Here is a 25235-nt window from a genome sequence, read left to right as displayed (position 1 = left end):
ACAATAAAAGAAAGCCCTGTCGCACAGGCGACAGGACTCAGGGATTAACAGGTTGGAATTAAACTCTCAGAAGAAGAAATCCCAGACGGCACAGGCCACGGACACCACGGTGGTGCGCACGGCCTGAATGACGGCCCGCACCGGGGCTGGTATCAGGGGAAAGGCACTGATGCTATCGAGTACGGCACCTACGGTTTCACCAAAATCGCTACGAGCTTGCTCCCGGACTACCATCGTGCGAAAGGGATGCTGCAGTTGCGACACCACCGGGCTGCTGGCCTCACGCGGCAGGCAACGGATCATGCGCTCTGCCATCACCCGTAGTCCCCACTGCAGACGGACTGACACGGCACATACAGGATGCACTGGCTGAAAAATCTCATGCAGCAGGCAGATTTTGCGGCTGATATTCTGCTTCTGCTCTGTGGACAATCGCTCTCCACCGCTGGTGGGCTCAGTCTTATCAGACTGGCTGATAACAAACAGCACTTTATGCCGGTAAGCTTCACCAATCACCTGGCGGTAAAAATGCTCATCCACCGCCAGTGCCCGATCATCAGCCTTAATCAGCCACAGCACCAAGTCGAGCCGGGGAAGCTGTTCACGGTACAGCCCCGCATACTCAGTATCGCGTGCACCACTCTCCCCCACGCCGGGCAGATCCACCAACGTCATATAGCGCTCGCCAACCTGCAGGCGAAATCGCAAAGGTTCACGGGTACAGGCCGCCACATCGCTGACCGGCGACACCTCACCGGCAAACAGAGCATTGCAAAGGCTACTCTTTCCCGCCCCAGTTTTACCCATAATGCCAATCACTGGTTCGTAGTGGGTTAACTGATTTATCTGCTGCAATATACGTTCAGACACCCACTGCGGCAGGCCGGAAAGCGAATGGTTTAATGGCTGCAAACCTTGCTGATTAATCATGACAACTCCTGCAATAAATAAAACTAAAAACGGCAGTACCGCGAAGTTCTGCCGTTATGCTGGTATGTTCATGAAAATGATATATATCTGAATATAGTTTGAATGATGATTTTCTATTGAATCATCCTAAATACTTCCAGTACTCGTAAGGAAGGTTAATGGTGGCTTTAGGAGGGTATAGCTGATTAGGTAAGGCTTTATCGATGTGCAAAGCAGCGATAAAAATAAACCCTTCCTGAAAGGGAAGCACTGGAATCCATGAAAGATAAGCGGAATTAAGATGTCTTTTTTTTCTGCGCATATATTCATCAATTCCTGCATTGCAAAAATCAACAGTTCGAACATGGCAAAGTGACTGAATGTCAAATAAATAAGACTCAACAACAAATAATGGAATTTCTATTTGAATCAGGTCATAGCCAAACTTCTCACCAGATTTTTTATTTACGCACAAATAAACATAGCGTGATATACAATCACCCTCGGGCATATAGGATTTAATTTTATTCTCAATTCTCTCCATAAACCCACTATTGCAAGAGTCCCATTCAGATATTGCCGGAAGGAAAAAGCTTTCAACAGGATTTGGGTGAACATTGAATATAAGCTTTTCAGACAGAGAGTGAAGATATTTAAAAGTAGAGTCATCTTTATGCTGCTGCGTTTCGAAGTGACGAACCTCATGATAAAACATGCTAAAAAGCCTGCTTTCAACCTCCTGAGTAATTCTATTTTGATATGTCACAAAATCAAGAATAGGTGCAGTGGACCGTAATAACTCACATATTACCTTAGAACGTGACATGCCATTGGATTCGGCATACCTGTCGATTGAATTAATCGTTAAATCATCATCGGTGTTAAATGTAATTCTCTTTACCATAACTGTTATGCACTTTGTTGATTGTGCATAACAACCTATCACAGAGGCCAGTAAAGCGCCAGATCGCACTGCAATACTTCAGATTTCGCGTACACATTTCTTCCTGTGTAAGGCCACCATGTGAACCTACGATAGAATCCTTGAAACCATCAGTTCTTACTGAATTAAGGTTAATTAGTATTATCACCCGGAGTTAACCGTTCCTCTCCGGTAATCAATACTCATCCCTGTATAAAAAATACATCACACATCTATCTATTGAACCCCGTTTAGTTTGAGGATAGATCATGAAAGAACCCTACAATGCCAACCCTAATTACCCTATGCATCGTTTTCTTCTCGAAGATATAAACCACCACCTGGATGAAATGTTTGAGCGTTATTCCCGTATACTGGCTTTTCGTATGGATTTTGGCTGGAAACAAGGAAGTGAACGCTCACAGCGTAATCTCATGGATGAGATGGAGGGCGAGATACAGCATCTGATGGATGTTATATTTGGCCAAAAAATGGTTATTGGGTACTACTGGGTAATTGAATACAGACAGCGTAAGGGGTTGCATGTGCATGCCATGCTTTATCTTGATGGGCAGAAGCATCGGAAATTCTATCCGACCTCGCGTGCAATAGGGGAAGAATGGCGCAGATTGACTGACGAAGAAGGTCTCTTTCATCTGTGTTCCAGGAAAAAGCATTTCGTTGCGAGTTCCGGAACGATAGTGGATCACCGTAATAGGCAAGCAGTAGATGAACTACGTTACGTAATCAGTTATTTAGCCAAATCTGAGCAGAAGTCACGAGGGGTTATTGCAGGTATGAACGCTATACCTCCCCGCAGCCGTAGAGGCAGGCCCAGGAAAGAATAGCGGTAGGTGAGCATTGAGCAGAAGTTTTTTTACAACAGAAGCCATTGATGTGGAGGAGCTGGCGGTAACCATCAGTTTACTAACGGCTCCGGTTATTCATCTTTAACCGGAACACATCATCATGTATACAAAACCTGCACTACTTGAAGATCAATTCATTGATATGAAATTCATTACCCAGCTTACTGGCCTGAGTGATAAATGGTTCTATAAGCTGATACAGGATGGGGCATTCCCTAAGGAAGGTGCGAATAAGTCACCAAACGCAAAAAAACGCCTATGTAAGTGATTGAATTTAATTGACTAAAAGTTTCATTTTCGTTGCGGAGGGTACTTATTCGCACCCTCCCTAAACCTATTAAGCTGGGCAGAGCTTCCCGTTGGCTAAAAAGCGATTTGGAAGAGTGGTTATATTATCGTATTTATAAATCAAGAAATTAACCTGTTATTATTCCAGCCTGCTTGAAACAGTAAGCGTCCAGTGAGGCCCATCTGGTCATAATCTGGTGTATTCGGCAACGTGGTGTCCACCAAATAATTTGTGGGAACCAAAGTATCAAATATGCAGAAAAATGTGATTCCCGGCGGACGGAAGGGCTGCACCATTTATTCTCCTGAGTTTAATCAGCAACTCATTGCGACCTCATGCGAACTTGGGATATCAATATCAAAACTGGCGCTTGAAAACGGCATTAACTCTAAGGAAGGTGCGAACAAGTTCCTGATATGAGATCATCATATTCATCCGGAGCGCATCCCAGAGGGACATCATGAGCCATAAACTCACCTTCGCCGATAGTGAATTCAGCACTAAGCGCCGTCAGACCCGAAAAGAGATTTTCCTCTCCCGCATGGAGCAGATTCTGCCATGGCAGAATATGACCGCTGTCATCAAGCCGTTTTATCCCAAGACGGGCAATGGCCGACGGCCCTATCCGCTGGAGAGCATGCTGCGTATTCACTGCATGCAGCATTGGTACAACCTGAGCGACGGTGCCATGGAAGATGCCCTGTACGAAATCGCCTCCATGCGCCTGTTTGCCCGATTATCCCTGGATAGCGCCTTGCCGGACCGCACCACCATCATGAATTTCCGCCACCTGCTGGAGCAGCATCAACTGGCCCGCCAATTGTTCAAGACCATCAATCGCTGGCTGGCCGAAGCAGGCGTCATGATGACTCAAGGCACCTTGGTCGATGCCACCATCATTGAGGCACCCAGCTCGACCAAGAACAAAGAGCAGCAACGCGATCCGGAGATGCATCAGACCAAGAAAGGCAATCAGTGGCACTTTGGCATGAAGGCCCACATTGGTGTCGATGCCAAGAGTGGCCTGACCCACAGCCTAGTCACCACCGCGGCCAACGAGCATGACCTCAATCAGCTGGGTAATCTGCTTCATGGAGAGGAGCAATTTGTCTCAGCCGATGCCGGCTACCAAGGGTCGCCACAGCGCGAGGAGCTGGCCGAGGTGGATGTGGACTGGCTGATCGCCGAGCGCCCCGGCAAGGTAAGAACCTTGAAACAGCATCCACGCAAGAACAAAACGGCCATCAACATCGAATACATGAAAGCCAGCATCCGGGCCAGGGTGGAGCACCCATTTCGCATCATCAAGCGACAGTTCGGCTTCGTGAAAGCCAGATACAAGGGGTTGCTGAAAAACGATAACCAACTGGCGATGTTATTCACGCTGGCCAACCTGTTTCGGGCGGACCAAATGATACGTCAGTGGGAGAGATCTCAGTAAAAACCTGAAATAACGCCAGAAATGGTGGAAAAAATAGCCTAAATAGGCTGATTCGATGTGTTTGCGGGAAAAAAATCGTCCCAGATCCGCGAAATTTTAATCAGCGAGTCAGCTTGGGAAGAAATGACCTGCTTATTCGCACCTTCCCTAACATTTTCATTATCAGCGATGCGGTGACAATCCCCTGTTTAATTGAGGCTGCCAGGTACAATATTTTATCCCTGCGCGCCTCAATGTCTTTGAGATTCAGGCTGGTTGTTGATATGACGGACTGTTTCCCGGAATAACGCTCGGCCTTTTGATGAATAACCAGCCGCTTCTCATGAATATCCCGGATCCTTGGCGAAAAAGAGAATCCCAGCAGATGCATCAGGGTGAAAACATGCTCAGTGAAGCCCGCTGTATCGGTGTAATGTTCGGTAATTTTCAGATCACTTTCGCATTGCCGCCCGCCGTGACAATATCGGCGGCGAGCGCCTCCAGTTCCGTCTGGCTGCCAGCATGGCGTTGGCACCTATCTCCGCCAGCCGCAGGGCGGCCTCGTGGCCGAAACAACTCGACATGCCAGTGATGACAATCGTGGCGTTTTGCAGACAATTTTTTGCATAACTACACCTCCGGAAACAGAAACCAACGAGTCTTGCGAGCATCAGCTGCACGCCTGCAAGTAATATAACCTCCGGGTCCAGTTGCAGAACACCGAACAGACTAACAAAACGTAGGTGCCAGTTTGCTCTGGCGAAACGGGGTTTAACCTAAAACCGCGGTGGGGAGAAAACCTGCGCCAGGCCAGGCGGCCTGGCGCGAAAATCGCACGCTAACCCTCTTTACCAAAGCCAGTTTGCTGGATAAGCATCAGCATAACGCTGTTGACCCAGCCGTGAGCCAGGCTCTGGCGGTCACTCGCCACGTCAACACGTACCAGTTGCTCTTTGCTGACCGGCGCGGCGGAGATGCCTTCGATCACTACCCGGTACCAGACGGCGGCGGGACGGAGTTCGTTGGCGGGCGCAACCGGGTTCAGCGCCACCGGGCCGCCGTGACTCTGCGCCAGCATCAGATTAGGCAGACGGCGGATGGCGTCGTGGTCGATGGTCACTACCGCGCCTGCGAGCGGCTGCCAGCGGCCCTGCTGATAAACCCGCGCCGTCGCGCCGTCGCGCAGGCGGGCCAGGTCGGTTTCGCTGACCAGCGCCTTCACGCGCCAGCGGTGGGTGTCGATCACGCTTGCGATGCGGGTGCCAGGCGAGACCCAACTGCCGGGGCGCAGGGTCTGCTCAACGTCATGCACCACGCCATCCTCCAGCGCCACCAGCTGGAGCCGCTGAAGCTCAACGGCGCTGGCCCGCTGTTGAATGGCGTACTGGCGCGCCATCTGGTCGGCGACCACCTGCTTCGCCGCGCCGTTTTTATCGAGCGCCATCGCGCCGCGGGCGCTGGTCTGCCACGCCTGGCTTAGCGCCAGCGCCTTATCCTGCTCGTCCGCCGGGACGGGGGCCACCAGTTCAAACAGCTTCTGGCCCGCCTTGACCTGCTGGCCTTCCTGCACCAGCACCTTGTCAAGCTGGGCGGCATAGGGCGTGTAAACCGGCTGCGCCACGCCCGCCTCCATCACGCCGTGCAGGGAGACCTGCCCGGACCAGGGCAGAAAGACCGAAAGCCCCAGCGCGAGTGCGACGGCGACAAGGCGCAGCAGGCGCGCCGGAGCTATTTCCCGGCGGCGCGCGCGCCAGATTTTGAGTTCGCGAAACATCGGTTGCACCACAAAAGTGACTATCTCAATAAAAAACAGCACCAGCCCGAGCGCCTTAAAAAAGGCGTTGTAGACCACCAGCGCGATGCCGACGAACAGCAGTAGCCGGTAAACCCAGGTGGCGAAGGCGAAAAGGGTGAGGAAGCGGGCAAAGGCGGGCGAGACGTTATCCGGGATCGGATCCTCAAGCCCCAGCAGGTGCCAGCGCAGCCAGCGCTTCGCCCAGTTGCCCGCCCGTTCGTGCAGGCCAGGGTAGTCCAGCGTATCGCTGAGAATAAAGTAGCCGTCAAAGCGCATAAACGGGCTGGCGTTCACCGCCACCGTCAGCACCCAGGCGGTGGTGGCGAGAAAGAACAGCGCGCCTTTAACGTTGCCTTCCGGCGCGAAGCTCCAGAACAGCGTCGCCCAGGCCGCCAGCATCAGCTCGGCCATAATGCCCGCGCTGGCGATGGAGAGCCGGTGGCGGGACTGCGACAGCTTCCAGCTCTCTCCGGTATCGGTGTAGGCCATCGGCCACATCACCAGCAGCGCCACCCCCATATGGCCGACGCGTACGCCGTAGCGGGTCGCCATAAAGGCGTGCCCCAGTTCGTGCCAGCATTTGGAGAGGATCAGCGCCACCGCGAAGGCCAGCGCCCCGTTCCAGCTCAGGGCGCCGTGCAGCGCGGCCTCGACGTTATCCCACTGGCGCGCGGCCAGAACGACGCCTGCCAGCGCGGCGACGGCGGTCAGCAGTAGAAACGGCGCGCTGAAAAGCCACTCCACCCACGGCAGCATGCGGCGCAGGGCTTTCTCCGGGCGCACCAGCGGCAGGCGGATAAACAGGTAGCCGTGCAGAATACGCCGCCAGAGCGAGCCGCGCGCTTTGAACGCGCCGCGGCGCAGCAGCTGTTGCTGCTGTAAAAAGCCCAGGAACTGCAACACATCCTGTTCGTCCACCGTCATGGTGGTCTCCTGGCTGATGCTGTCGGCAATCGCCTGTGGCGCGCCGAGCGGCCAGCGGCGCAGCATCTCCAGCTCCAGCCAGCCCAGGCGGAAATAGAGGTTGCGCACCGGGTCGGCCAGATGCCAGGCGGGCGAGCCGTCGCGGTTGTTGCCCGCCGGGTGAATTTTTAGCTCGTCGCGCAGCGGCGGCAGCGGCTGCGGCTGCGCAAGAGCTGTCCCGCCCGCAGGCGGGAGCGTCGCGGCTGTTTGCATATCAGAATCCACACCAGGCGCGCAGCGTCGCCAGCGGACGACGGAAAATCAGATAACCGAGCAGGCTCCAGTCGCCGGAGACGCGGGCCGTGCCCTGCAAGCCGATACGGGCGGCGCTGGACGGGTCGGTTACGGTGCCGCGCAGCAGGTAGCTCGCGACGCCGTTCGGCGCTTCCACCGTCTCGTAACCGGCGTAATCCAGCCGCGCGGTCAGCGGGTGCAGCGGGGCGACCTTAAGAAATACGGTCATCGCCGCGTGCGGGTTCAGGTTGGTGGATTCCGCCGCAGGCGCCCAGGCGCGCACGCCGAGCTTCGTCGGGTCCGCCAGCAGGCCGATGCGCTCGCCGGTCTGTACCGGACGGCCCGCCCAGTCGTCCGGGTCGGTGTAGACAAACACGCCGCTGCTGCGGGCGCGGATCGACAGCTTCTCCAGCTCGCGCTGCAACGAGGCAACCTGCACCTTTTGCTCGCGCCATTTGCCTTCGGTCAGAGCCAGTTCCGCACGGGCGTTCGGGTCTTCAATCGCCTGCTGAGACGCCTGATGCATATTGACGGTGGCGGTCGCCAGCTCCGCCTGAGCAATGGCGAGACGGTTTTTTAGAGTCGTATCATCCAGCTCCGCCAGCACCTGTCCGGCCACGACCGGCGTGTTCGGCGGCACCTTCATCTGGTGAATCACCCCGTCGCTCGGCGCGGCGATCACTTCGCTGTTAAGCGAAATTACCTCGGCGGGCACCAGCGTGTATTCCCGAATCGGGATCAGCATAACCAGCAGCAGAAGCAGCAACACGAGACCCGCGCGTCGGCGCACCGTGGCGGGCAGCAGCCGTTGCAGGCGAGAAGGCCGCGCCACCAGCGCCCACCAGGCGTAGCCGTACAGGTTCGCCAGCTGGAGCAGGGCGTATTCGGGGCTTTCGACGCCAAGCTGCGTCGGCCACGGGGTATCGCGGGCCAGCAGCAGCAGGGCGTGCAGCTTGCCGTCCGGGCCGGTCAGCGCCAGCACCCAGACGTGGCCCGGCAGCCATTCGTCCCACTCGCGCGCCAGCGACTCGCTCAGCATTTCCGGCGACAGCGGCATCACGCGGGCGGTTTCCGGCAGCGCGGCGCAGCGCGGCGCGATGTCGCAGGCAACGGCGGCAAGCCACAGCGCGTAGGGGGTATTGCGGTCGGTGTCGCTCAGGCCGGAGTGCGCCGCAAGCTGGGCGCGCCCGGTGGCGGAAACGGCGAGCAGCGCCGCCTGGCGATACTCCACCAGCGAGCGGGTATCGTTACACATCACAAAACCCAGCTCTTCGGGGCTGCGCGCCGCTTTCACGCGCGCCGCGAGAGAATAGAACAGGGCGATGCTCACGAGTTGGTCGTCCCGCTCTGGCACTGCGCCGCCGCTTTCGGGCAGACTGGCGTCGCGCGGCCGCTCATGCCGGGCAGTACGTCCTGGGCGTCGCTGCCAAATTCCGCTTCAATCTCAATCGTCTGGCTCACGGCGTCCACGCGGCCGCTGATGTGGGTGACGGTCATCGGGTAATGCTTGCCGGTTTCACCCACCACCGCGTCAAGCTGCGCGCCGGGCGCAAGCCAGGTGGTCCAGCCTGACGGCACGTTGAGGCGCGCCTTGCGGGTGCCGTTGCTTACAAGATCGATAACCTGCGCGCCTGCGCCGACGCCCTGGCCCTCTTTGACGTAAATACGCGCCACGCGGCCGTCGAACGGCGCGGTAAAGCGGCACTGCGCCAGCTGCGCTTCAAAGATTTTGATCTGGCTGCGGGTGCGGTTCACGTCGGCGGCGGCAAGGCCAACCTCCAGCGCGCCTGCGGAATGCAGACCCTGCAATTTCGCCTTCGCTTCATATTTGATCTGCGCGGCGCTGTACTCGGCGTCTGCCGCGTCGCGACGGGCTTTCAGCTCGCTACAGTCCAGCGTCACCAGCAGTTTGCCTGCCTTGACCGTATCGCCCAGCTCAACGTTGACCTGCGACACGCGCCCGGCCACCACGCTTGATAGCGGGCTTTCCTGGTTGGCCATCACCAGAAAACGCACCGGCGCGGCGCCGTTGTCGGCGGTGGCGTCAGGCGCGCTCTCAGGCGCTGCGGCAACGGCCGCATCCGGCGTTGCGACTGCCCCCGCGGCAGCGGGGGTTGGGTCGGCGGCGAAGGCGCTGGCGCACAGCGCCAGGCCCGTCAGCGGCATGAGCGCGCGGACGCTGCGCCAGCCTTCGTTCACGTTGTTCATACCTGTTCCTGTTATTAAGGGTTACTTGCCGTCATCACGCCGGTGTCGCCTGCCGCTTTATGCAGGTCGGACACCACGGAGAGCGCGGCGGCTTCTGCCAGCGCGCTGACCGAACGGGTGTTGACGTCATTCGGCAGATAGCTGGTGTATTTCTGGTAGGCGACCTGCGCGCCCTGGGCGTTATAGACCGCCATTTCCCACACGCCGCGCTGCGAGCCTGACGCGCGTTCAAGGTTGAGGTTCATTTGCAGTTTCACGCTGTCGGCGCCGTTGCCCTGCACCAGCTGGTTGGCGGCCAGCACATGGGTGACCGACTGATAAATCGCGCTCTTGTTGACGCCCGCTGGCAGGCGGCCCAGGGTGACGCTGACCGGATGGCGGGAAACTACCGCGTCGGCGCTCTGGGTGAAGACCTGCTTCTCGCCCGCCACCAGGCTCTGGTTGATTTCACGCGACAGGGTCGGCAGATCGCTGCTGGTCACCTTTTCCGGCAGCAGGTCGATGCCTACCGAGTTCAGCACGCGGCCATAGGCGGACTGCGCCTGCGCGTAGGAGGCGGCTTCCTGGAAGCGGGAGACGATGGAGCGCGCCTGGGTGCGCAGGGATTCCAGGTCGCTTGAGAGCGAGTTGTCGGAACCGGCGCGGGAGATGCTCGCCAGACGCTGGTCGACGCGGGCGGACTCCTGGGCTATCTGGTAGTCGTACACCGCGAGCTTGTAGCGCTCAACCGAGACGCGCACCTGAGTCAGCACCGCCATGCTCAGCGCCATACGGCGGGCATTGTCGGTGGCCAGGCGCGCGTCGTTGGTGCGGCTGATGGCCGGCGCGCTCAGCAGCTTGAACAGGTTCATGGAAACGCCCACGCCGCCCTGCACCCAGCTGTTGTTGTAGAGGTAGCTGTTGGAGTCGTAGCTGATGCCGCCGAACAGATTCAGGTTCGGGAACAGCGAGGCGATCTGGCGTTTAGTTTCCAGCACGTCGATGCGGGTTTTGTAATCTTCTTCACGCAGCTCTGGGCGGCGTTCCAGCGCCATCTGCTCAAGCGTATCAAGCTGGCTTGGCACGCCGGAAAGCGCCGGATTGGCGACGTCCTGTAAGGTGAAGTCGGTGGTGGACGGCAGGTTCAGCAGGGCGGCCAGCTCGCTTTTCGCCATCTGCATCTCCTGGCGCTTCTGGTTCAGCAGCGCCACCGCGTCGAGCAGGGCGCGCTGGTACTCCAGGCCCTCGACCGGCGGCAGAATGCCTGCGCGCTCCGCTTCGCGGGTTTTCTCAAGCGCGGTCTGGATCTCTTCGGCCAGCGGCTGCGCTTCGCTCAGCAGACGCTGTGCGCCCAGCGCGCGCCAGTACGCGTCGCGCACCTCCTGGACAATATTCTGCAATACCTTGCGGCGACGCTCTTCGGCGATGTTGACGTTATCCGCCTGCTGCTTCGCGCGGTAGTAGCTCATGCCGAAATCGAGCACGTCCCAGGAGAAGGTGGCGTCGGCCAGCAGGTGCTCGCGCTCTTCAGAGGTGGACGGACGCAGGCTGACGACCCGGTCTTCGATACCGACGCTGGTGCCGCCGGAATCGTTGTCGCGCCAGCGGTAGCCGGCATCGGTCATCAACTTCGGCAGCATATCCTGCTGGGAGATATCCAGGATGCCGCGCGACAGGGCGGTTTCCATCATCTTCAGGCGGTAGTCGAGGTTGTATTTCAGCGCGCGGGCCATGGCGTCTGACAGGGTCAGCGGACCAGAGACCGGCTGCTGGTCGCGGTACATGGCGGCGCGGTCGGCGCTGACGCGCGCGCCGATTTCATCCTGGGTCAGCGGTTCAGGTTTAATGGTGCCGCAACCGCTTAACAGCAGCGCGGAAACCAGTGCGGCGACAGGGGCGAGCAGAGGCGCGGAACGTACGGCAGTCGGGGTTACGGCAGTTAAAGTCGTCATCATTGTTATGCTTAAAGTGTTGAGTTAACAATCCGGCGGCGCGGCGCCGCCGGTGTAAAAGGTTTTTGGAGTTGCGCGATTAACGATGCGGTGTGGCGCCTCCCACGGTGACCGGTTCCGGCGCGGCGACGCGGTTACGGGCCAGCGCGTCGACCTGCGCCGCCAGTGACGGCGCGCCTGGTCGGGCGGCGGCTTGCGGCACGATCACCACGCCCGGCGCGGCGGCGTGAGCCTGCTTCGCATCAGGGGTTTTCTCGCCGCGCTCCTGCTGCACGGTGGTTCTTTCGTTGATGCGCTCGTTAAGCGGCGGACGTTCCGGCGCGTTTTCCAGCACGGGCGCAGGCTGTACGGATTTATTCAGCGAGAAGTGGCTGAAGTGATCGCCCAGCAGCTGCGAACCGATACCGGTGGCGGCGAAGGTGTTCACCACGCTGCGTTGCAGCGTGGTGTTTACCCAGCGGGTAAAGAGAATGCCGTCTTCCAGCACCGGCGTGCCGTTGTCATTCATGCCGCGGCCCAGCTCGGTAATTTTGCGGTTCAGCTCCACCTTGCGAGAGAACTGGTCGCTGTACACGCCGTAGATGGCGGGCAGGATAAACAGACCCGGCGAATACGGCTGATCGAGCGACAGCTCGTAGTTGGTGTAGTAGCTCGGGAAGTGCTGATCGCCTGTGCGTACCGACTGCGGCGGCGTCACGCCGTGAATAACGATGGTCAGCTGCGCCTGGCTGGTATTGCCGTCGGCGTCGGTAATGGTGTAAGTGAACACCTCGCTCAGGGTGGCGTTGGCGTCCAGCGACGCCACGCGGCTGTTGCTGCGGTTCAGCACATAGCTGTAGTTGCCGCGGGCGTCGAGCGTCAGGGCGCCGAACTCGCCCAGGCTTACGCCGCCGACCGCGCCCGCGCGGTTGAGGTTCACGGAGGAAATCGCGCTCACCGGGCCGCCCGCCGCGGCGCCGTCTGCGCCGATAGCGTCGTTGCTAAAGACGTTGCCCGACGCCGCCTGCTGGCCGCGATCCTGGTCGATGCTGTTGTCGTCCGCTGCCGCGACCGGCGCGTCGTTGAGAATATTGACGCGCAGCAGGCCCGGCGCGCGGGTCTGCTGGCCGTTGACGGAGAACCGAATCTCTTCGCGGGTGGTGGATTCGCACGGCTGGTTAACCGCCTGGGTCAGCGTGAAGCGGTATTGCAGCGTCGCGCGGCCTTCGCTGTCCACCTGGAAACCGGTGAGCGACAGCACGCCGTCCGGTGTTGCGATATCCACTGGCGCCTGGGCGCTCAGCGCCTGGAGCTGCGCAAGCGTCAGGGTCTGGCCGCCAATGGTCAGGCTTTCCACCGGCTCCAGCGACAGTACGGCTATCGCGCCCGTGGTGGTTTGCGCGCCGCTGGCCGTATCGACCAGACCTGCCTCTTTCACCCACGCCTCGGCTACGGGGTTCACCAGCAGGCGCAGTTCGCCCGTGGCGGTGCCGCCGTCGTTGCCGTCGCTCAGGGTGTAGTTCAACACTGGCGTAAAGCCGGACCAGCCGCTTGCCGGGGTAAACAGATAGCTGCCGTCGCGGTTAACCACCAGCGTGCCCTGGCCCGGGATCGTAATGATGTCCCCCGGCGCGTAGGTCGCGCCGCCGACGGTGATCTCCGCCACGTGCAGCGGGTCGCTGTCCGCGTCGCGGTCGTTGGTCAGCAGATTGCCGCTGACCGGCGTTTCCGGCAGGGTGCTCGCTTTATCCGCCACCGCGACCGGCGGGGTGTTGGTGACCTCAAGCGTGACCTGGGCGGTTTCGGTGACACCGCCGCTGGTGACGGTATAGGTGAAGGTATCCTGGCCGACATAACCCGTATTCGGCTGGTAGACCACCTTGCCGTTTTCAATGGTCACCGTGCCGTGCGCGCCGTTGGTGACGCCGGTAATAGCGCGGTCGGCGTTACTGAAGCTGTCGTTGCCGAGCGCGTCAACGGTGACCGGGTCGCCTGCATGGGTGGTGGCGCGGTCATCTTTCACATCCACGACCGGCGTAACGGTGATAACGAGCAACGCGGTAGCGGTGCCGCCGTCGTTGCCGTCGCTGACCGTATAGGTCACCACCGGCGCCGTGCCGTTCCAGTCGGCGACTGGCGTGAAGCGGTAGCTGCCGTCGCGGTTAACGGTCAGCGCGCCGACGCCCGCCAGCTGGACGGTGTCGCCCGGCTGAGCAGTCTGGCCGCCGACGGTAAAGCCCGCAATGTGCAGCGGGTCGCCGTCCGGGTCGCGGTCGTTGGTCAGCAGTTCGCCGCCAATAGCGGTGTCTTCCGGCGTGGTGACGATTTCACCGTCGGCCACCGGCACGGTATTGGTCATCACGACGCTCACGGCGGCGGTTTCGGTGACGCCGCCGCTGGTGACGGTATAGGTGAAGGTGTCCTGGCCGACGTAGCCCGCGTTTGGCGTATAAACCAGCTGCCCGTTTTCAATAGCGACGGAGCCGTGCGCGCCCTGGGTCACGCCGGTAATGGCCTGGTCCGGGTTAACGAAGCGGTCGTTGCCGATCGCATCAATCGTCACCGGCACGCCTGCGTGGGTGGTGGCGCTGTCATCTTTCACGTCCGCTACCGGGGTGACGGTGATGGCGAGCGTCGCGGTAGCGGTGCCGCCGTCGTTGCCGTCGCTGACCGTGTAGGTTACTACTGGCGCCGTGCCGTTCCAGTCGGCGACTGGCGTGAAGCGGTAGCTGCCGTCGCGGTTAACGGTCAGCGCACCGACGCCCGCCAGCTGGACGGTGTCGCCCGGCTGAGCAGTCTGGCCGCCGACGGTGAAGCCCGCGATAAACAGCGGATCGCCGTCCGCGTCACGGTCGTTGAGCAGCAGGTCGCCGCGCGCCTCGTAATCTTCCGGCGAAGCCACTGTCTCGCCCGTTGCGACCGGCACGCTGTTGGTCAGGGTGACGGTGACGTTGGCGGTTTCGCGAACGCCGCCGCTCTCCACGGTGTAGGTGAAGGTATCCTGGCCGACATAGCCTGCCACAGGACGATAAACCAGCTGGCCGTTTTCAATGGTCACCGAGCCGTGCTGGCCCTGATCCACATCGATAATCGCTTTGTCGGCATTGCTGAAACTGTCGTTATGCAGCGCATCGATAGTGACCGCAACACCCGCATGGGTGCTGGCCGTATCGTCCTTCGCGTCCGCCACCGGCGTTACGCTAAAGGCGAGCGTGGCGGTGGAGACGCCGCCGTCTTTGCCGTCGCTGATGGTGTAGGTCGCGGCAGGCGGCACGCCGTTCCAGTCGGCCACTGGCACAAAGGTGAAGCTGCCGTCGGCGCGGATCGTCAAATCGCCATAGCCTGCCAGCGTCGCGGTGTCGCCCGCGAGGTAGCGGGTGCCGCCGACGGTAAACTCCGTCACGGCGAGGGCGTCGCCATCGTCATCGTGGGCGTTAGTCAGCAGGTTCTGCGCCGCAGTGCTGTTAAGCGTGGTGTCTTCCGGCGTGGAAATCGTCGGTACGCTGGTCAGACGCGGCGCCACGTTGGTGACGTCCACGGTAACGGTCGCGGTTTCGGTTTTGCCGCCGCTGGTGACGGTGTAGTCGAAGGTGTCGCTGCCGACATAGCCCGCGTTCGGGCGGTAGACGAGCGTGTTGTTCTCAATCGTCACCGTGCCGTGGGCGGCAGCGGTGACGCCGGTAATCGTCTGGTCGCTGTTGCTGAAGCTGTCGTTGTCGAGCGCGTCGATCACCACCGGCACATCGGCATGGGTGCTGACGCTGTCGTTGACCGCATCCGCGATCGGGTTGACGGTAAGTAAGAGCGTCGCCACGCTAAATCCGCCGTTGCCGTCGCTTACCTGGTAAAGGATCGGCTGCACGGCGCCGTTCCAGTCGGCGACTGGCACAAAGGTATAGCTGCCGTCGGCGTTAATGGTCAGGTCGCCCATGCCTGCAAGCGTCGCGGTCTGGCCCGCCGCGTAAATCTGCGTACCGGTACTGAACTGCGTGATGGCAAGAGCATCATTGTCATCATCGCTGTCGTTAGCCAGCAACCCGGTGGCGGCGCTGCGCGTCAGGGTAGTGTCTTCCGCAGTCCACGTAAAATCATCGTGCGCCACCGGCGCAATGTTGGCGATGGTGACATTAACGGTCGCGGTTTCCGTTACGCCGCCGCTGGTGACGGTATAGGTAAAGCTGTCAGTGCCGTTAAAGCCCGCGTTCGGGGTATAGCGCACCTTGCCGTTTTCAATCGCCACCGAGCCGTTATTGCCCTGGGTGACGGCGGTAACGGCTTTGTCGCTGTTGCTGAATCTGTCGTTCGCCAGCACGTCGATGACTTTCGCCACGCCCGCGTGGGTGGTGGCGTTGTCGTCAACGGCGTCAGGGATCGCATCGTACTGAATGGTGAGCGTCGATGTGACGCTGCCGTTATCCCGGCCGTCCGTTGCCGTGTAGGTCACCACCGGTACGTTGCCGTTCCAGTCAGCCACCGGAATAAACGTCACGCCGCCGTCAGAAGTAATAGTCAGGCTTCCGTACCCCGCCAGATTGGCCGTCTCGCCTGACTGCCAGGTGGTACCGTTGACGGTAAAATCGGTCACCGTCAGGGTGTCGCCGTCGGCGTCGCTGCTGGTATCTAATAAAAGGCCAGGGATACCGATCGGCGAGTCTTCACGGTTAATCACTGTCCAGTGGGGCAGCGTCGGCGCGCTGTTGGTCAACGTCAGATAAACCGTGGCGGTCTCCTCGATACCGCCGCTGGTGACGGTATAGGTGAAGCTGTCGTTGCCGACGTAGCCGCTGGTCGGGGTGTAAACCACCTGGCCGTTGCTGATGCTAACCGTACCGTGCGCGCCGTCGGTGACGCCGGTAATCGCTTTGTCGCCGTTGGTGAAGCCGTCGTTGGTCAGGACATCGACCGTGACCGGGGCGCCCGCATGGGCTGTCCGGCTGTCGTCATGGGCGTCCTGCACCGGCGTGACGGTAATATCGAGGGCGGCGGTTTGCACGCCGTTGTCGCGCCCGTCGGTGACCTCATAAGTGACCTGCGGCACGCTGCCGTTCCAGTCGGCGACCGGAACAAAGGTATAGCTGCCGTCGGCGTTGATGGTCAGCGCGCCATAGCCCGCAAGCGTCGCGGTCTGGCCTGCGGCCCACGTCGTTGCGCCCACCGTAAATGCGCTGACTTTCAGCGTATCGCCGTCCGGGTCGCTGGCGCCGTTCAGCAGATTCTGCAAAGCCGTGCTGGTCAGCGTCTGGTCTTCCGCTGTGCTGGCGGTTTTGCCGACAACCCCGGTCGGCGCACCGTTCGTTAACGTTACGGTGACGTTCGCGGTTTCGGTTTTGCCGCCGCTGGTAACGGTATAAGTGAAACTATCGGTGCCGACATAGCCGTCGTTCAGGGTGTAAACCACCTTGCCGTTGCTGACGGTCACCGTACCGTGCGCGCCGTTGGTGGTGGCGGTAATGGCTTTGTCGCTGTTGGCGAAGCTGTCGTTATTAAAGACATCAATCACCAGCGGGTCGCGCCCGTGGCCGGTCTGGCTGTCGTTAAACGCATCCTGCACCGGCGTAACGGAGATATCGAGCCTCGAGGTGACGTCGCCGTTGGTGCGACCGTCGGTGATGGTGTAGGTCACCTGCGGCACGTTGCCGTTCCAGTCGGCGACCGGAACAAAGGTATAGCTGCCGTCGGCGTTGAGGGTCAGCGCGCCGTAGCCCGCAAGCGTGGCGGTCTGGCCGGCGGCCCAGGTGGTATTGCCCACCGTAAACGATTTCACCGTCAGCGCGTCGCCGTTCAGGTCGCTGGCGCCCGTCAGCAGATTTTCGCCGTTGGTAAGCGTTGTGTCTTCCGCCGTGCTGCCGGTTTTAGCCAGGCCGACCTGCGGCGCGTCGTTGACCAGAGTGAGGGTGACCGTCGCGGTTTCGGTTTTGCCGCCGCTGGTGACGGTATAGGTGAAGGTATCGGTGCCGACATAGCCGCTGGTCGGCGTGTAAATCACCTGGCCGTTGCTGATGCTAACCGTACCGTAAGCGCCGTTGGTCTTGCCGGTAATCGCTTTATCGCCGTTGCTGAATTTATCGTTGGCGAAAACGTCGATGGTCACCGGCGTACCCGCGTGGGTCGTCAGGCTGTCGTCAAAGGCGTCTTTTACCGGCGTGACGGTTATCTTCAACTGCGCCGTGGTCGCGCCGTTGGTGCGGCCATCAACCACCCGGTAGGTCACCGTCGGCACCGTACCGTTCCAGTCGGCGACCGGGACAAAAGTATAGCTGCCGTCGGCGTTGATGGTCAGTTTGCCATACCCGGTGAGGTCGGCGGTCTGGCCTGCGGTAAACACCGTGCCGACGCCGCTGACGGAGTAGTTAAGAATGCTCAGCGTATCGCCATCAGGGTCGGAATCGTTCAGCAGCAGGTTTTGCGCGGCGGAGCTGGTCAGCGTCGTATCTTCCGGCGTGCTGACGTTTTCACCCTGGGTGACCGGGGCGGCGTTATTCATCTGAATCGTGACCGTCGCGGTTTCGGTCACGCCGCCGCTGGTGACGGTATAGGTGAACGTATCGCTGCCGACGTAGCTCGTGGTGTTAGGGGTATAAATCACCTTGCCGTTGTCGATAACCACGGAACCATAAACGCCCTGGGTGACCGCCGTGATCGCTTTATCGCTGTTGCTGAAGCTGTCGTTGCCCAGCACGTCGATGGTTTTCGCCTCGCCTGAATGGGTGGCGGCGGTGTCGCTCACCGCGTCCGCCACCGCTGTAATGCTCATGCTGATGCTCTGCGCCGTGCTCCAGTGGCTGGTCTGGCCGCTGTTGAAGGCGCTTTGCAGATCCTGCGTGCTGCCCGCGGCGCTGACGCCGGTATCGGCGGAACTGGTGCTGTCGGAGACGCGCACCGTCAGGCCGCCCGGCACCGCGCCGTTGTAGTCGGCCAGCGGCACAAAGCGCAGCTGGGTCGAGGCGAGCAGCACCAGCGCGTTGGTTTCGCTGTAGCTTGTGCCAAGCGCAGTCCAGGTCGTGCCGTTGGTAGAGTACTCCCAGTGGCCGAGGCTTGCGTCGGTGGTGTTGCCGACGATCGCCACATAGCCGATAGCGCCGCTGGCGTTGCCGCCGCCAGCAATTCCCGTCTGGTTGTCGGCGGCGTCGCTGTAGCTGCCAAGAATAGAGGTCAGCGTTTTGCCAACTGGCGTATCTTCCTGCATGGTCAGCGGCGTCGCGCTAATCGTCGGACGGTCGTTGACGTTAGTGACGCTGGTTGAGAGGGTGACCATCGCTGCGCTATAGCGTGAACTACTGCCGTTGGTTGCCGTTGATACAGTCTGGCCGCTGGTCAGCGACCCTGTCGTTGCGGTGGTGTCGCCGTTGTTGTTGGTTTCCACCAGACGTACTTTCAAGGCAGCAGGCGTCCCGAAGAAGTCAGCGGCAGGTACAAAGCGGACTTTGGCCGTTGCATCCAGCAGCAGGGCGTTGGCGTCGGTGCGGCTGCCAATGGCAGCCCAGGTCGTGCCGCCATCGGTGGAGTATTGCCATTCGCCCTGCGCGCTGTTGACTGACAGGTTAGTGATAGCCACGCCCCAGAAACTGTCAGCGCTGGTGCCGCCGGTTGCCGTAATGGACGCATTGTTGACCTGATCGTTCGGGTCCGAGAAGTTACCGGCAAACAGGTTGGCAATGGTGTCGCCGGTAATCGCTGCGGCGCTGGTGTCTTCGCTCACCGGGGCCAGCGTCTGGGTAGCGCCGTCCAGCACGACCGGGGCATCGTTCGACGGTTTCACGGTCACGCTAAAGGTACGGGTGGTGACCAGCGCGGCGGAGGTGTCATCGGCGTAGCTGATGTCGCCCGGGTTCGCGTTCGGGTTATTGCTGTCGCCGGTAAGCGTGGTCGGGCGGCTGCCGTGGTTGGCGTTATCGTTCACCACTACGGTGACGTTAAAGGTGCCGTTCCAGTCGGCGGCGGTGACGCCCGCGTTGGTCGGCAGGTTCACCGTCAGGTTAGCGAGGCGGCTGTTGATCTGCGAAAGCGTGCCGGTAAGTGTGAAGCTGGTGGTGTTGACGCCGCCCGCATCAACGGTGCCGCCCGTCCCGCCAATCGTTTTAAAGGTAAAGCCGCCCGGCAGAGTGACCGTCACTGTCAGGCTGGCGCTGTCGGCGTCCGGGTCCGCCACGGTAATGGCGGGCAGGGCGACGGTCGTTGAGCCTTCGTTGACTGACTTGTCCGTCACCGTGATGGTCGCCGGATCGTTGACGTCGCTTGGGAAGACGCTGCGCCATGCGGTACTGACGTTCTGGCTCAGGCCGGAAGGCAGCGCGCCGTAAGGGTCGATAGCCGTGGTCGGCACCGCCGCGACGCCGGTGACGGCATCGTTCTGGCCGCCGTTGGCGCTGTTGGCGCTTGTCAGGTTGCCAGAGGCGTCGCGCAGGCGATCGTCGGCAATCACTTCCACACGCCAGGCGTTATCAGCGTTCGACAGGGCGGAGCCGGTCATGGAGACGGTCAGCGCCGCCAGGTACGCGTTCACCTGGCTCAGCGTGCCGCGGATCACCAGTGCGGACTCGCTGCCGTTATAGACGCTGTCAATCGTCACGCCGGACGTTGTGTTGCCGGAGCTAATGGTGATGTCGGATACGCCGGCGTTACTGTACTGCGCGGCGGTCAGCGGCACGCCGCTGGCGTCGGTGATGCGCACCGTCACCTGCATAAAATCGGTTTCGCCGTCGGCGATATTGCCGCCGTCGGTGTAATCCGGGTCGGAAATCACAAAGCCGCCGACTTTGGTGCCGTCGACTACCGCCGGATCGCTGTTGAGGTAAACCGTACCGCCCGTTGCAGAGACAACCGGCGCGTCGTTCACCGGCACAATGGTGAGGTTCAGCGTCTGGTCGGCCGGGTCGGCCTGCACGGTGTCGCCGATATGCGAGTCGCCGTCGTCCAGATGCAGGGTGATGGTGACATCGCCCGCCGCTGCGCCGTTCAGGTCGTGGTTGACGTTGGCGCCGCTCTGCCAGGTGAGGCCGAGCACCGCGTCGTTCAGCAGCGCTTCAATGTCGCTGGCGCGACCGGTCAGCGTCAGCGTGCCGGAGTTGTCGCCGGAAATCGTAACCGGCTGGCTGCCGGCGGCGCTGGCGGTGGCGCTGGTGTTCACGTCCGCGCCGCCGATGCCGAGGGTGCCGGACGGCGCGGTGATGGTGACGGTCACCGGCGTGCCGAAGGCGGCGGATTCGGTGTCCTGCACCACGATATTGCCGCCGATAAAGCTTGCCTGATCTTCATAAACGGTACGGTCCAGGTTGGTCACGGTCAGCGTGCCCGGATCGTTGATTTCCGAGGCGCGAATGGTGACGGACGCCGCGCTCAGGTTGCCGCTTTTTTCCGGTACGGAGGCGCTGTACCAGTTGTACTCGGTGGCGTCGACGGCGGTGGCCGCCGCGCCTCTGCCAGGCGTCGCGGGCTGGTTCAGCGTGCCGCCGTTAGCGCCTGCCGTCAGCGTGCCGCTTGCGTCGCGCAGGCGGTCATCGGCGATAGTCTGCACCTGATAGGTGGCGTTGCGGTCGGTTCTGAAGGTCACCGTCAGGCCCGCCAGCGCCGCGTTCACCTGGGCGCGGGTGCCGCTCAAGACCAGATAGTCGTGCTGGCCGCCGTGGGCGGTAGAGATCGTCGCGCCGCTGCCGGTCGCGTAACCCAGGGTCACGTCGCTGTATTCGCTGGCCACGAAGGCGCTGCCGTCCGCATGCAGCAGACGCACGGTCACCTGCAAATAATCGCTCTCGCCATCGGTCACGCCGTCTGTCAGATCCCCATCTTTGACCGAGAAGCCCGGCAGGGCGTTGCTCGTCGCCGTGGCGCTGGCGATGTTCTTGATGCCCGACGGCGCGGTCACTTCCGGCGCGTCGTCGGTCGGGCGGGTGTAGATCCAGAACGCGTTGCCGGTCTGCTCTTTGTCGCCGTCAGAAATCGTGAAGGTGAACTTATCGTCCGGGGTGGCGGGTTCGCTGTTGCCGCTGCCTTCGGTGCCGTCGTTCAGGTAGTAAATGTACCCGTTCGCCACATCCTGCTGGGTGAAGGAGGAGCCTTTGCCGATGGGGCTGAAGTTCACACCATCTTTGGAATAGGCCAGGGTGCCGTGGGTCGGCGCGCCGGTGATGGTGTACTGCAGCTGCATTGAGCTGCTGTCGGAATCGTAGGCTTGCAGCATGGCGCTGGTTATCTGGCCATAGCTTCCTTCGGTGACGTACAGCGGGTTGTTGACTGGCGTGCCGCCAATCAGGTTCGGCGAGCCTGCGGTCACCGTCGGGTCGGCCTGGGTCGGGTCTTTGGCGATCTGCGGCGCGTCGTTGACGTTAGTTATCTGGATTTTCACCGTCGCGTCGCTGGCGGAGGTGGCGCCCCAGCGGTCGGTGGCCGATACGGTAAAGGTGGTGGAGCGCACTTCCGAGCCGTCGCTGACGAAGCGCAGCCCGGTGGTCGAGGCGCTGGCGGTAAGCAGCGAGGCGTTGAGCGTCTGGCCGACGGTAACGTCAACCCACTGCGAGCCGTTGTAGTATTGCAGCGTGCAGCCGTCCGGCAGCGTTTTGATGGTGAACGTCAGGGCGTTGGCGCCGGTCGCGTCGTTGTTATAGGCGTAATTGTTGGCGCTGGCGCTGCCGTCTTTGATCGTCGCGCTCTCTTCCAGCCCGTTGCCGCTGTTGGCGTCGTCCGGGTCGCTTATCGCTATCTGGCCGGTGGTCAGGTAAGCGGTTTCGCCTTCGGCGATGACGGAGGAGGAGGAGCCGGTCACCACCGGCAGATCGTTCACTGGCGTGACGTAGATGTTCAGCGTCGGCGTCCAGATATCGGTCACCGGGTTGCCGTTGGCATCGAGCGTGGTCAGACCCGCCGAGACAGAGAACGCCGCGGCGTAGACAAAGGTCTCTCCGCCGTCGTGCTGGAAGCGAATATTGCCGCTGTCGAGGTCGGCCTGCGTAAAGGTGGCATATTCGCCGAGCGTCACCCAGCTGCCGCCGACATTTTTTTGCAGCTCGCCGCCTCTTGCGCCGTTCGAGAAACCGAGGAAGGTATAGACCACCTGCGAGGCGTCCACGCCCGTGGCGGTGTAGCTCAGGCCCGGCACGCTTGAGAAGTCGCCGCTGGTGCCGTTCAGCACGAGGGTGCCGCCTTCTTCTACTTCGCCGCGGGCGTTGCCGGAGGTGAAGTCCACGCCCGCCCAGGTGGAGTCGCGGTTGGTGATGGTGGTGACGCGATCCGGGATCGTGCCGGGACCGCCGCCCGTGACCACCGCAAGGCCGATGGTAAAGGTAAAGCTGGTCAGCGTTTCGGTGCCCGGCGTGTACACCCCGCCGATGCGGCTGTAGGTCGTGCCGTCGGCGTTCCAGCGCAGCGCAGCGGTGTTGTCCACCACCACAAAGTTGAAGCTGTCGGTGTCACCCGACGCGCTGGCGCTGGCGTACTGCACGTACTGCACTTTGCCGTCGACGATATCCTGCATGGTGAAGGTGCCGCCGTTTTGCAGGCGGTAGCCGTCCAGCGTCAGGTAACCGTGGGTGAGCTTGCTGTCGTCAACGATAAAGCTGAGGTGGTTATCGGTGGAATCCACGTCGCTTGCGCCGATCATCGCAGACGTAAGGGTGACGGCATTCGCCAGATCGTCCACCTGCGCGTGCAGCGTTACGTTGTCCAGAGTCGGGTCGTCATCCACCGGGCGCACGGTCAGGGTAATGGTGCCGTCGGTGCTGGCCGGCACGCCGGTGCCGCCGCCCTGGTCGGTGACGCGTACGCCAAAGCTGTCGGTGCCCTGGTTTTCACTGCCGTCGTTAGCATAGGTCAGCAGATTGCGATCGGCATAGTCAAAGGTCTGGCCGACGGTGACGGCGACGCCGTTAAACCAGAGCGTGCCGTGGGTCGGCAGGGCGGTAATGGTGAGAGTCAGCGTTGTGTCGCCCGGATCGCCGCCGCCGTCCGCCTCTATATACTGGCCGACGTTGCCGGTGTTGACCGCATTGTTGGGCTGGCCTTCAAAGACCACGCCGCTGCCGCTAAGGGTCGGCGCCTGGTTCTGCGGGGTAATGTTCAGCGTGACGTGGACGGTATCGGACTGCGCCTTCGGCGTCGCGCCGTCGTTGATGACCGCCGTAAAGCCGTCGGCGGCGTTCTGGTCTGCGCCCGTGGCGGTGTGGACATACTTCACCTTGCCGTCGATCAAATCCTGCTGGGTAAAGATAGAGCCGACGCCCATCCGGTCGCCGTTCAGCGTCAGATAGCCATACTGCGGCAGGTCGGTCAGACCATAGACAATCTGCACGGGCTGCTGGGTGCCCGCCGTTACTTCCGCATCGATGGCGTTAAGGGTCACGGTGGTGATGACGCTGCCGCCCGATTCGATCTCCGGCACGTTCTGGGTGGCGTCGGCCACGCTTACCGGGTCGTTCGACGGGGTCACGGTCACATCGATGGATTTGCTGGTGCTGACGCCCGCGCTGTCGCGCACCGTGACGTCCAGCTTGCCGCTGGCGGCGGTGTTGCCAAGCTCGACGTCAGCGGAGGTAAAGGTGATGCTGTTAAGCCAGGCCTGCGCTTCGCTGGCAGTGCCGGTCATGGTCAGCGAAGCGTTGCTGGTCTGGCTGTCGCTGAGTTTGCCGATGGCGCTGTTGCTCAGGCTCACCGTGACGGTGACGGTTTCGCTGGCGTCCGTGGTGCTGACCTGCCAGCCGCTGAGCGTGGCGGTATCGGCGCCTGCGGCGTTAAGGCTGCTCGGCTCGGCGACGGTGATGCCTTTTTCCGGCGCGGTGACTTCCGGCCCGGCCAGCAGACCGTCGTAATCAAAGGCGAAGGTTTTCGCTTCAATGCTGCCGGTATGGTTTTCCAGCACCCAGTCGCCGGAAAGCGCCGCGCTGCCGGTCATGTCGCTGGAGGCCGCCACGTCCGCCTGAGTCACTTCGGCGAAGCGGGTGATAAAGGCGTTATCCTGGGCGGAGACGTCGCAGCCGTAAAGCAGGATGTCGCCGCTGTCGCTAAGGCTTGCGCCGATAGCGCTGAGCTGTGAAGACCACGCCGAGAGGTTGTCCGCCGTCAGCACATCGGTGCCAAGCGTAATGGTGTCGGACGCGCCGTGGCTCAGAATATGAATGGCGGAAATATTGGTTTCGCCTTTCAGCGCGTCGGCAAGCTGGCTCAGACCCGAGCTGTTTTCATCGATAATCACCACCTGGCTGCCCTGCGGCACCTGGTCCACCAGCGACTGCCAGCCGGAGATATGCTGGTCTATTACATAGACTTCGCTGGCGGCGCTGCCCGGTTTTTCGCTTGCGGCGTCGGCTGTGGCGGCGTGGGGAATATCCAGCGCCTTCGCGGGTTCGGTGGCGCTTTCATGGTGCACCAGATCGCTTGCCGATGCCTCATGGATGGCGGTTTCAGCCAGAGCGGCTCCATCAAAAAGCTGGCGAGACTCAAGAGCAAAGCGATGCGCACGCGGACGTAAACGACGGTTCTTTATTGTAGTCATAGGTTTACTGCTCTTAAAAAATAGAGTGACTGGATAAATATTCTGAGTTCAGCGTTGCCAGGAGCGTACACCATGTCGCCAGGCCAGAGGAGGGCAAGCAGGGGATATATTCATCGAAATTATCGAATGGACGCTTAGCGCGCGAAGAATAACTAAATCTTAAAGGACAAACAAGACAGCGCCCCGCCAGCCCTGAAAAAACCAATACGACGAAAGGCTTAACCGTAAGCAAAATT

The 25235-nt window shown here is 60.8% G+C and carries 9 protein-coding genes and 2 pseudogenes; 3 read left to right on the top strand and 8 right to left on the bottom strand.

Features of this window, described 5'->3' with window-relative positions:
• Positions 1–66: 66 nt before the first annotated feature.
• A complete protein-coding gene (locus tag ACOTXR_RS20140; protein ID WP_113372766.1) occupies positions 67–930 on the bottom strand; it encodes a GTPase family protein in 864 nt (287 codons plus the stop codon).
• A 121-nt stretch (positions 931–1051) separates the two neighbouring features.
• Complete coding sequence (locus ACOTXR_RS20135) at positions 1052–1813, bottom strand: hypothetical protein (RefSeq protein ID WP_127790460.1); 762 nt, start codon at positions 1811–1813, stop codon at positions 1052–1054.
• Between the two features lie 287 nt (positions 1814–2100).
• On the opposite strand from ACOTXR_RS20135, the gene ACOTXR_RS20130 reads away from it, so the two are divergent.
• The 3 genes and pseudogenes from ACOTXR_RS20130 to ACOTXR_RS20120 all read left to right on the top strand — a co-directional run bounded on the left by ACOTXR_RS20130 (position 2101) and on the right by ACOTXR_RS20120 (position 4430).
• The gene (locus ACOTXR_RS20130) at positions 2101–2679 is read left to right on the top strand and encodes a YagK/YfjJ domain-containing protein (RefSeq protein WP_113372765.1); all 579 of its coding nucleotides are present in this window, start codon (positions 2101–2103) and stop codon (positions 2677–2679) included.
• Positions 2680–2800: 121 nt separating this feature from the next.
• Positions 2801–2920, top strand: a pseudogene (locus tag ACOTXR_RS20125) (helix-turn-helix transcriptional regulator); the annotation flags it as partial.
• A gap of 529 nt (positions 2921–3449) precedes the next feature.
• On the top strand, positions 3450–4430 hold the full coding sequence (locus ACOTXR_RS20120; protein WP_421767069.1) for an IS5 family transposase: 981 nt from the start codon (positions 3450–3452) through the stop codon (positions 4428–4430).
• A gap of 148 nt (positions 4431–4578) precedes the next feature.
• On the opposite strand, the pseudogene ACOTXR_RS20115 reads toward ACOTXR_RS20120, so the two are convergent.
• The 6 genes and pseudogenes from ACOTXR_RS20115 to ACOTXR_RS20090 all read right to left on the bottom strand — a co-directional run.
• Positions 4579–4869: pseudogene (locus tag ACOTXR_RS20115) on the bottom strand (Tn3 family transposase); the annotation flags it as partial.
• Positions 4870–5247: 378 nt separating this feature from the next.
• Complete coding sequence (locus tag ACOTXR_RS20110) at positions 5248–7380, bottom strand: HlyD family efflux transporter periplasmic adaptor subunit (RefSeq protein ID WP_001548175.1); 2133 nt, start codon at positions 7378–7380, stop codon at positions 5248–5250.
• 1 nt (position 7381) lies between these two features.
• A complete protein-coding gene (locus ACOTXR_RS20105; protein WP_001548176.1) occupies positions 7382–8731 on the bottom strand; it encodes an efflux RND transporter periplasmic adaptor subunit in 1350 nt (449 codons plus the stop codon).
• Positions 8728–9609: an efflux RND transporter periplasmic adaptor subunit gene (locus ACOTXR_RS20100; protein ID WP_001548177.1), complete on the bottom strand. Its 882-nt coding sequence runs from the start codon at positions 9607–9609 to the stop codon at positions 8728–8730. Before ACOTXR_RS20100 ends, ACOTXR_RS20105 begins: the two co-directional genes overlap by 4 nt.
• A 14-nt stretch (positions 9610–9623) precedes the next feature.
• Complete coding sequence (locus ACOTXR_RS20095; protein WP_000989158.1) at positions 9624–11543, bottom strand: TolC family protein; 1920 nt, start codon at positions 11541–11543, stop codon at positions 9624–9626.
• 76 nt (positions 11544–11619) lie between these two features.
• On the bottom strand, positions 11620–24999 hold the full coding sequence (locus ACOTXR_RS20090; RefSeq protein WP_113372771.1) for an Ig-like domain-containing protein: 13380 nt from the start codon (positions 24997–24999) through the stop codon (positions 11620–11622).
• Positions 25000–25235: the final 236 nt, after the last annotated feature.

The organism is Enterobacter cloacae complex sp. IR53030 (genome assembly GCF_049238365.1).
In the GTDB taxonomy this organism is placed as follows: Bacteria; Pseudomonadota; Gammaproteobacteria; order Enterobacterales; family Enterobacteriaceae; genus Enterobacter; species Enterobacter kobei.
This window is presented reverse-complemented; position numbering and strand designations above follow the sequence as displayed.

Bases quoted from the DNA above. Each gene is read 5' to 3' on its own strand.
- ACOTXR_RS20140 (WP_113372766.1), bottom strand. From the start codon at position 930: ATGATTAATCAGCAAGGTTTGCAGCCATTAAACCATTCGCTTTCCGGC.
- ACOTXR_RS20135 (WP_127790460.1), bottom strand. From the start codon at position 1,813: ATGGTAAAGAGAATTACATTTAACACCGATGATGATTTAACGATTAAT.
- ACOTXR_RS20130 (WP_113372765.1), top strand. From the start codon at position 2,101: ATGAAAGAACCCTACAATGCCAACCCTAATTACCCTATGCATCGTTTT.
- ACOTXR_RS20120 (WP_421767069.1), top strand. From the start codon at position 3,450: ATGAGCCATAAACTCACCTTCGCCGATAGTGAATTCAGCACTAAGCGC.
- ACOTXR_RS20110 (WP_001548175.1), bottom strand. From the start codon at position 7,380: ATGCAAACAGCCGCGACGCTCCCGCCTGCGGGCGGGACAGCTCTTGCG.
- ACOTXR_RS20100 (WP_001548177.1), bottom strand. From the start codon at position 9,609: ATGAACAACGTGAACGAAGGCTGGCGCAGCGTCCGCGCGCTCATGCCG.
- ACOTXR_RS20095 (WP_000989158.1), bottom strand. From the start codon at position 11,543: ATGATGACGACTTTAACTGCCGTAACCCCGACTGCCGTACGTTCCGCG.
- ACOTXR_RS20090 (WP_113372771.1), bottom strand. From the start codon at position 24,999: ATGACTACAATAAAGAACCGTCGTTTACGTCCGCGTGCGCATCGCTTT.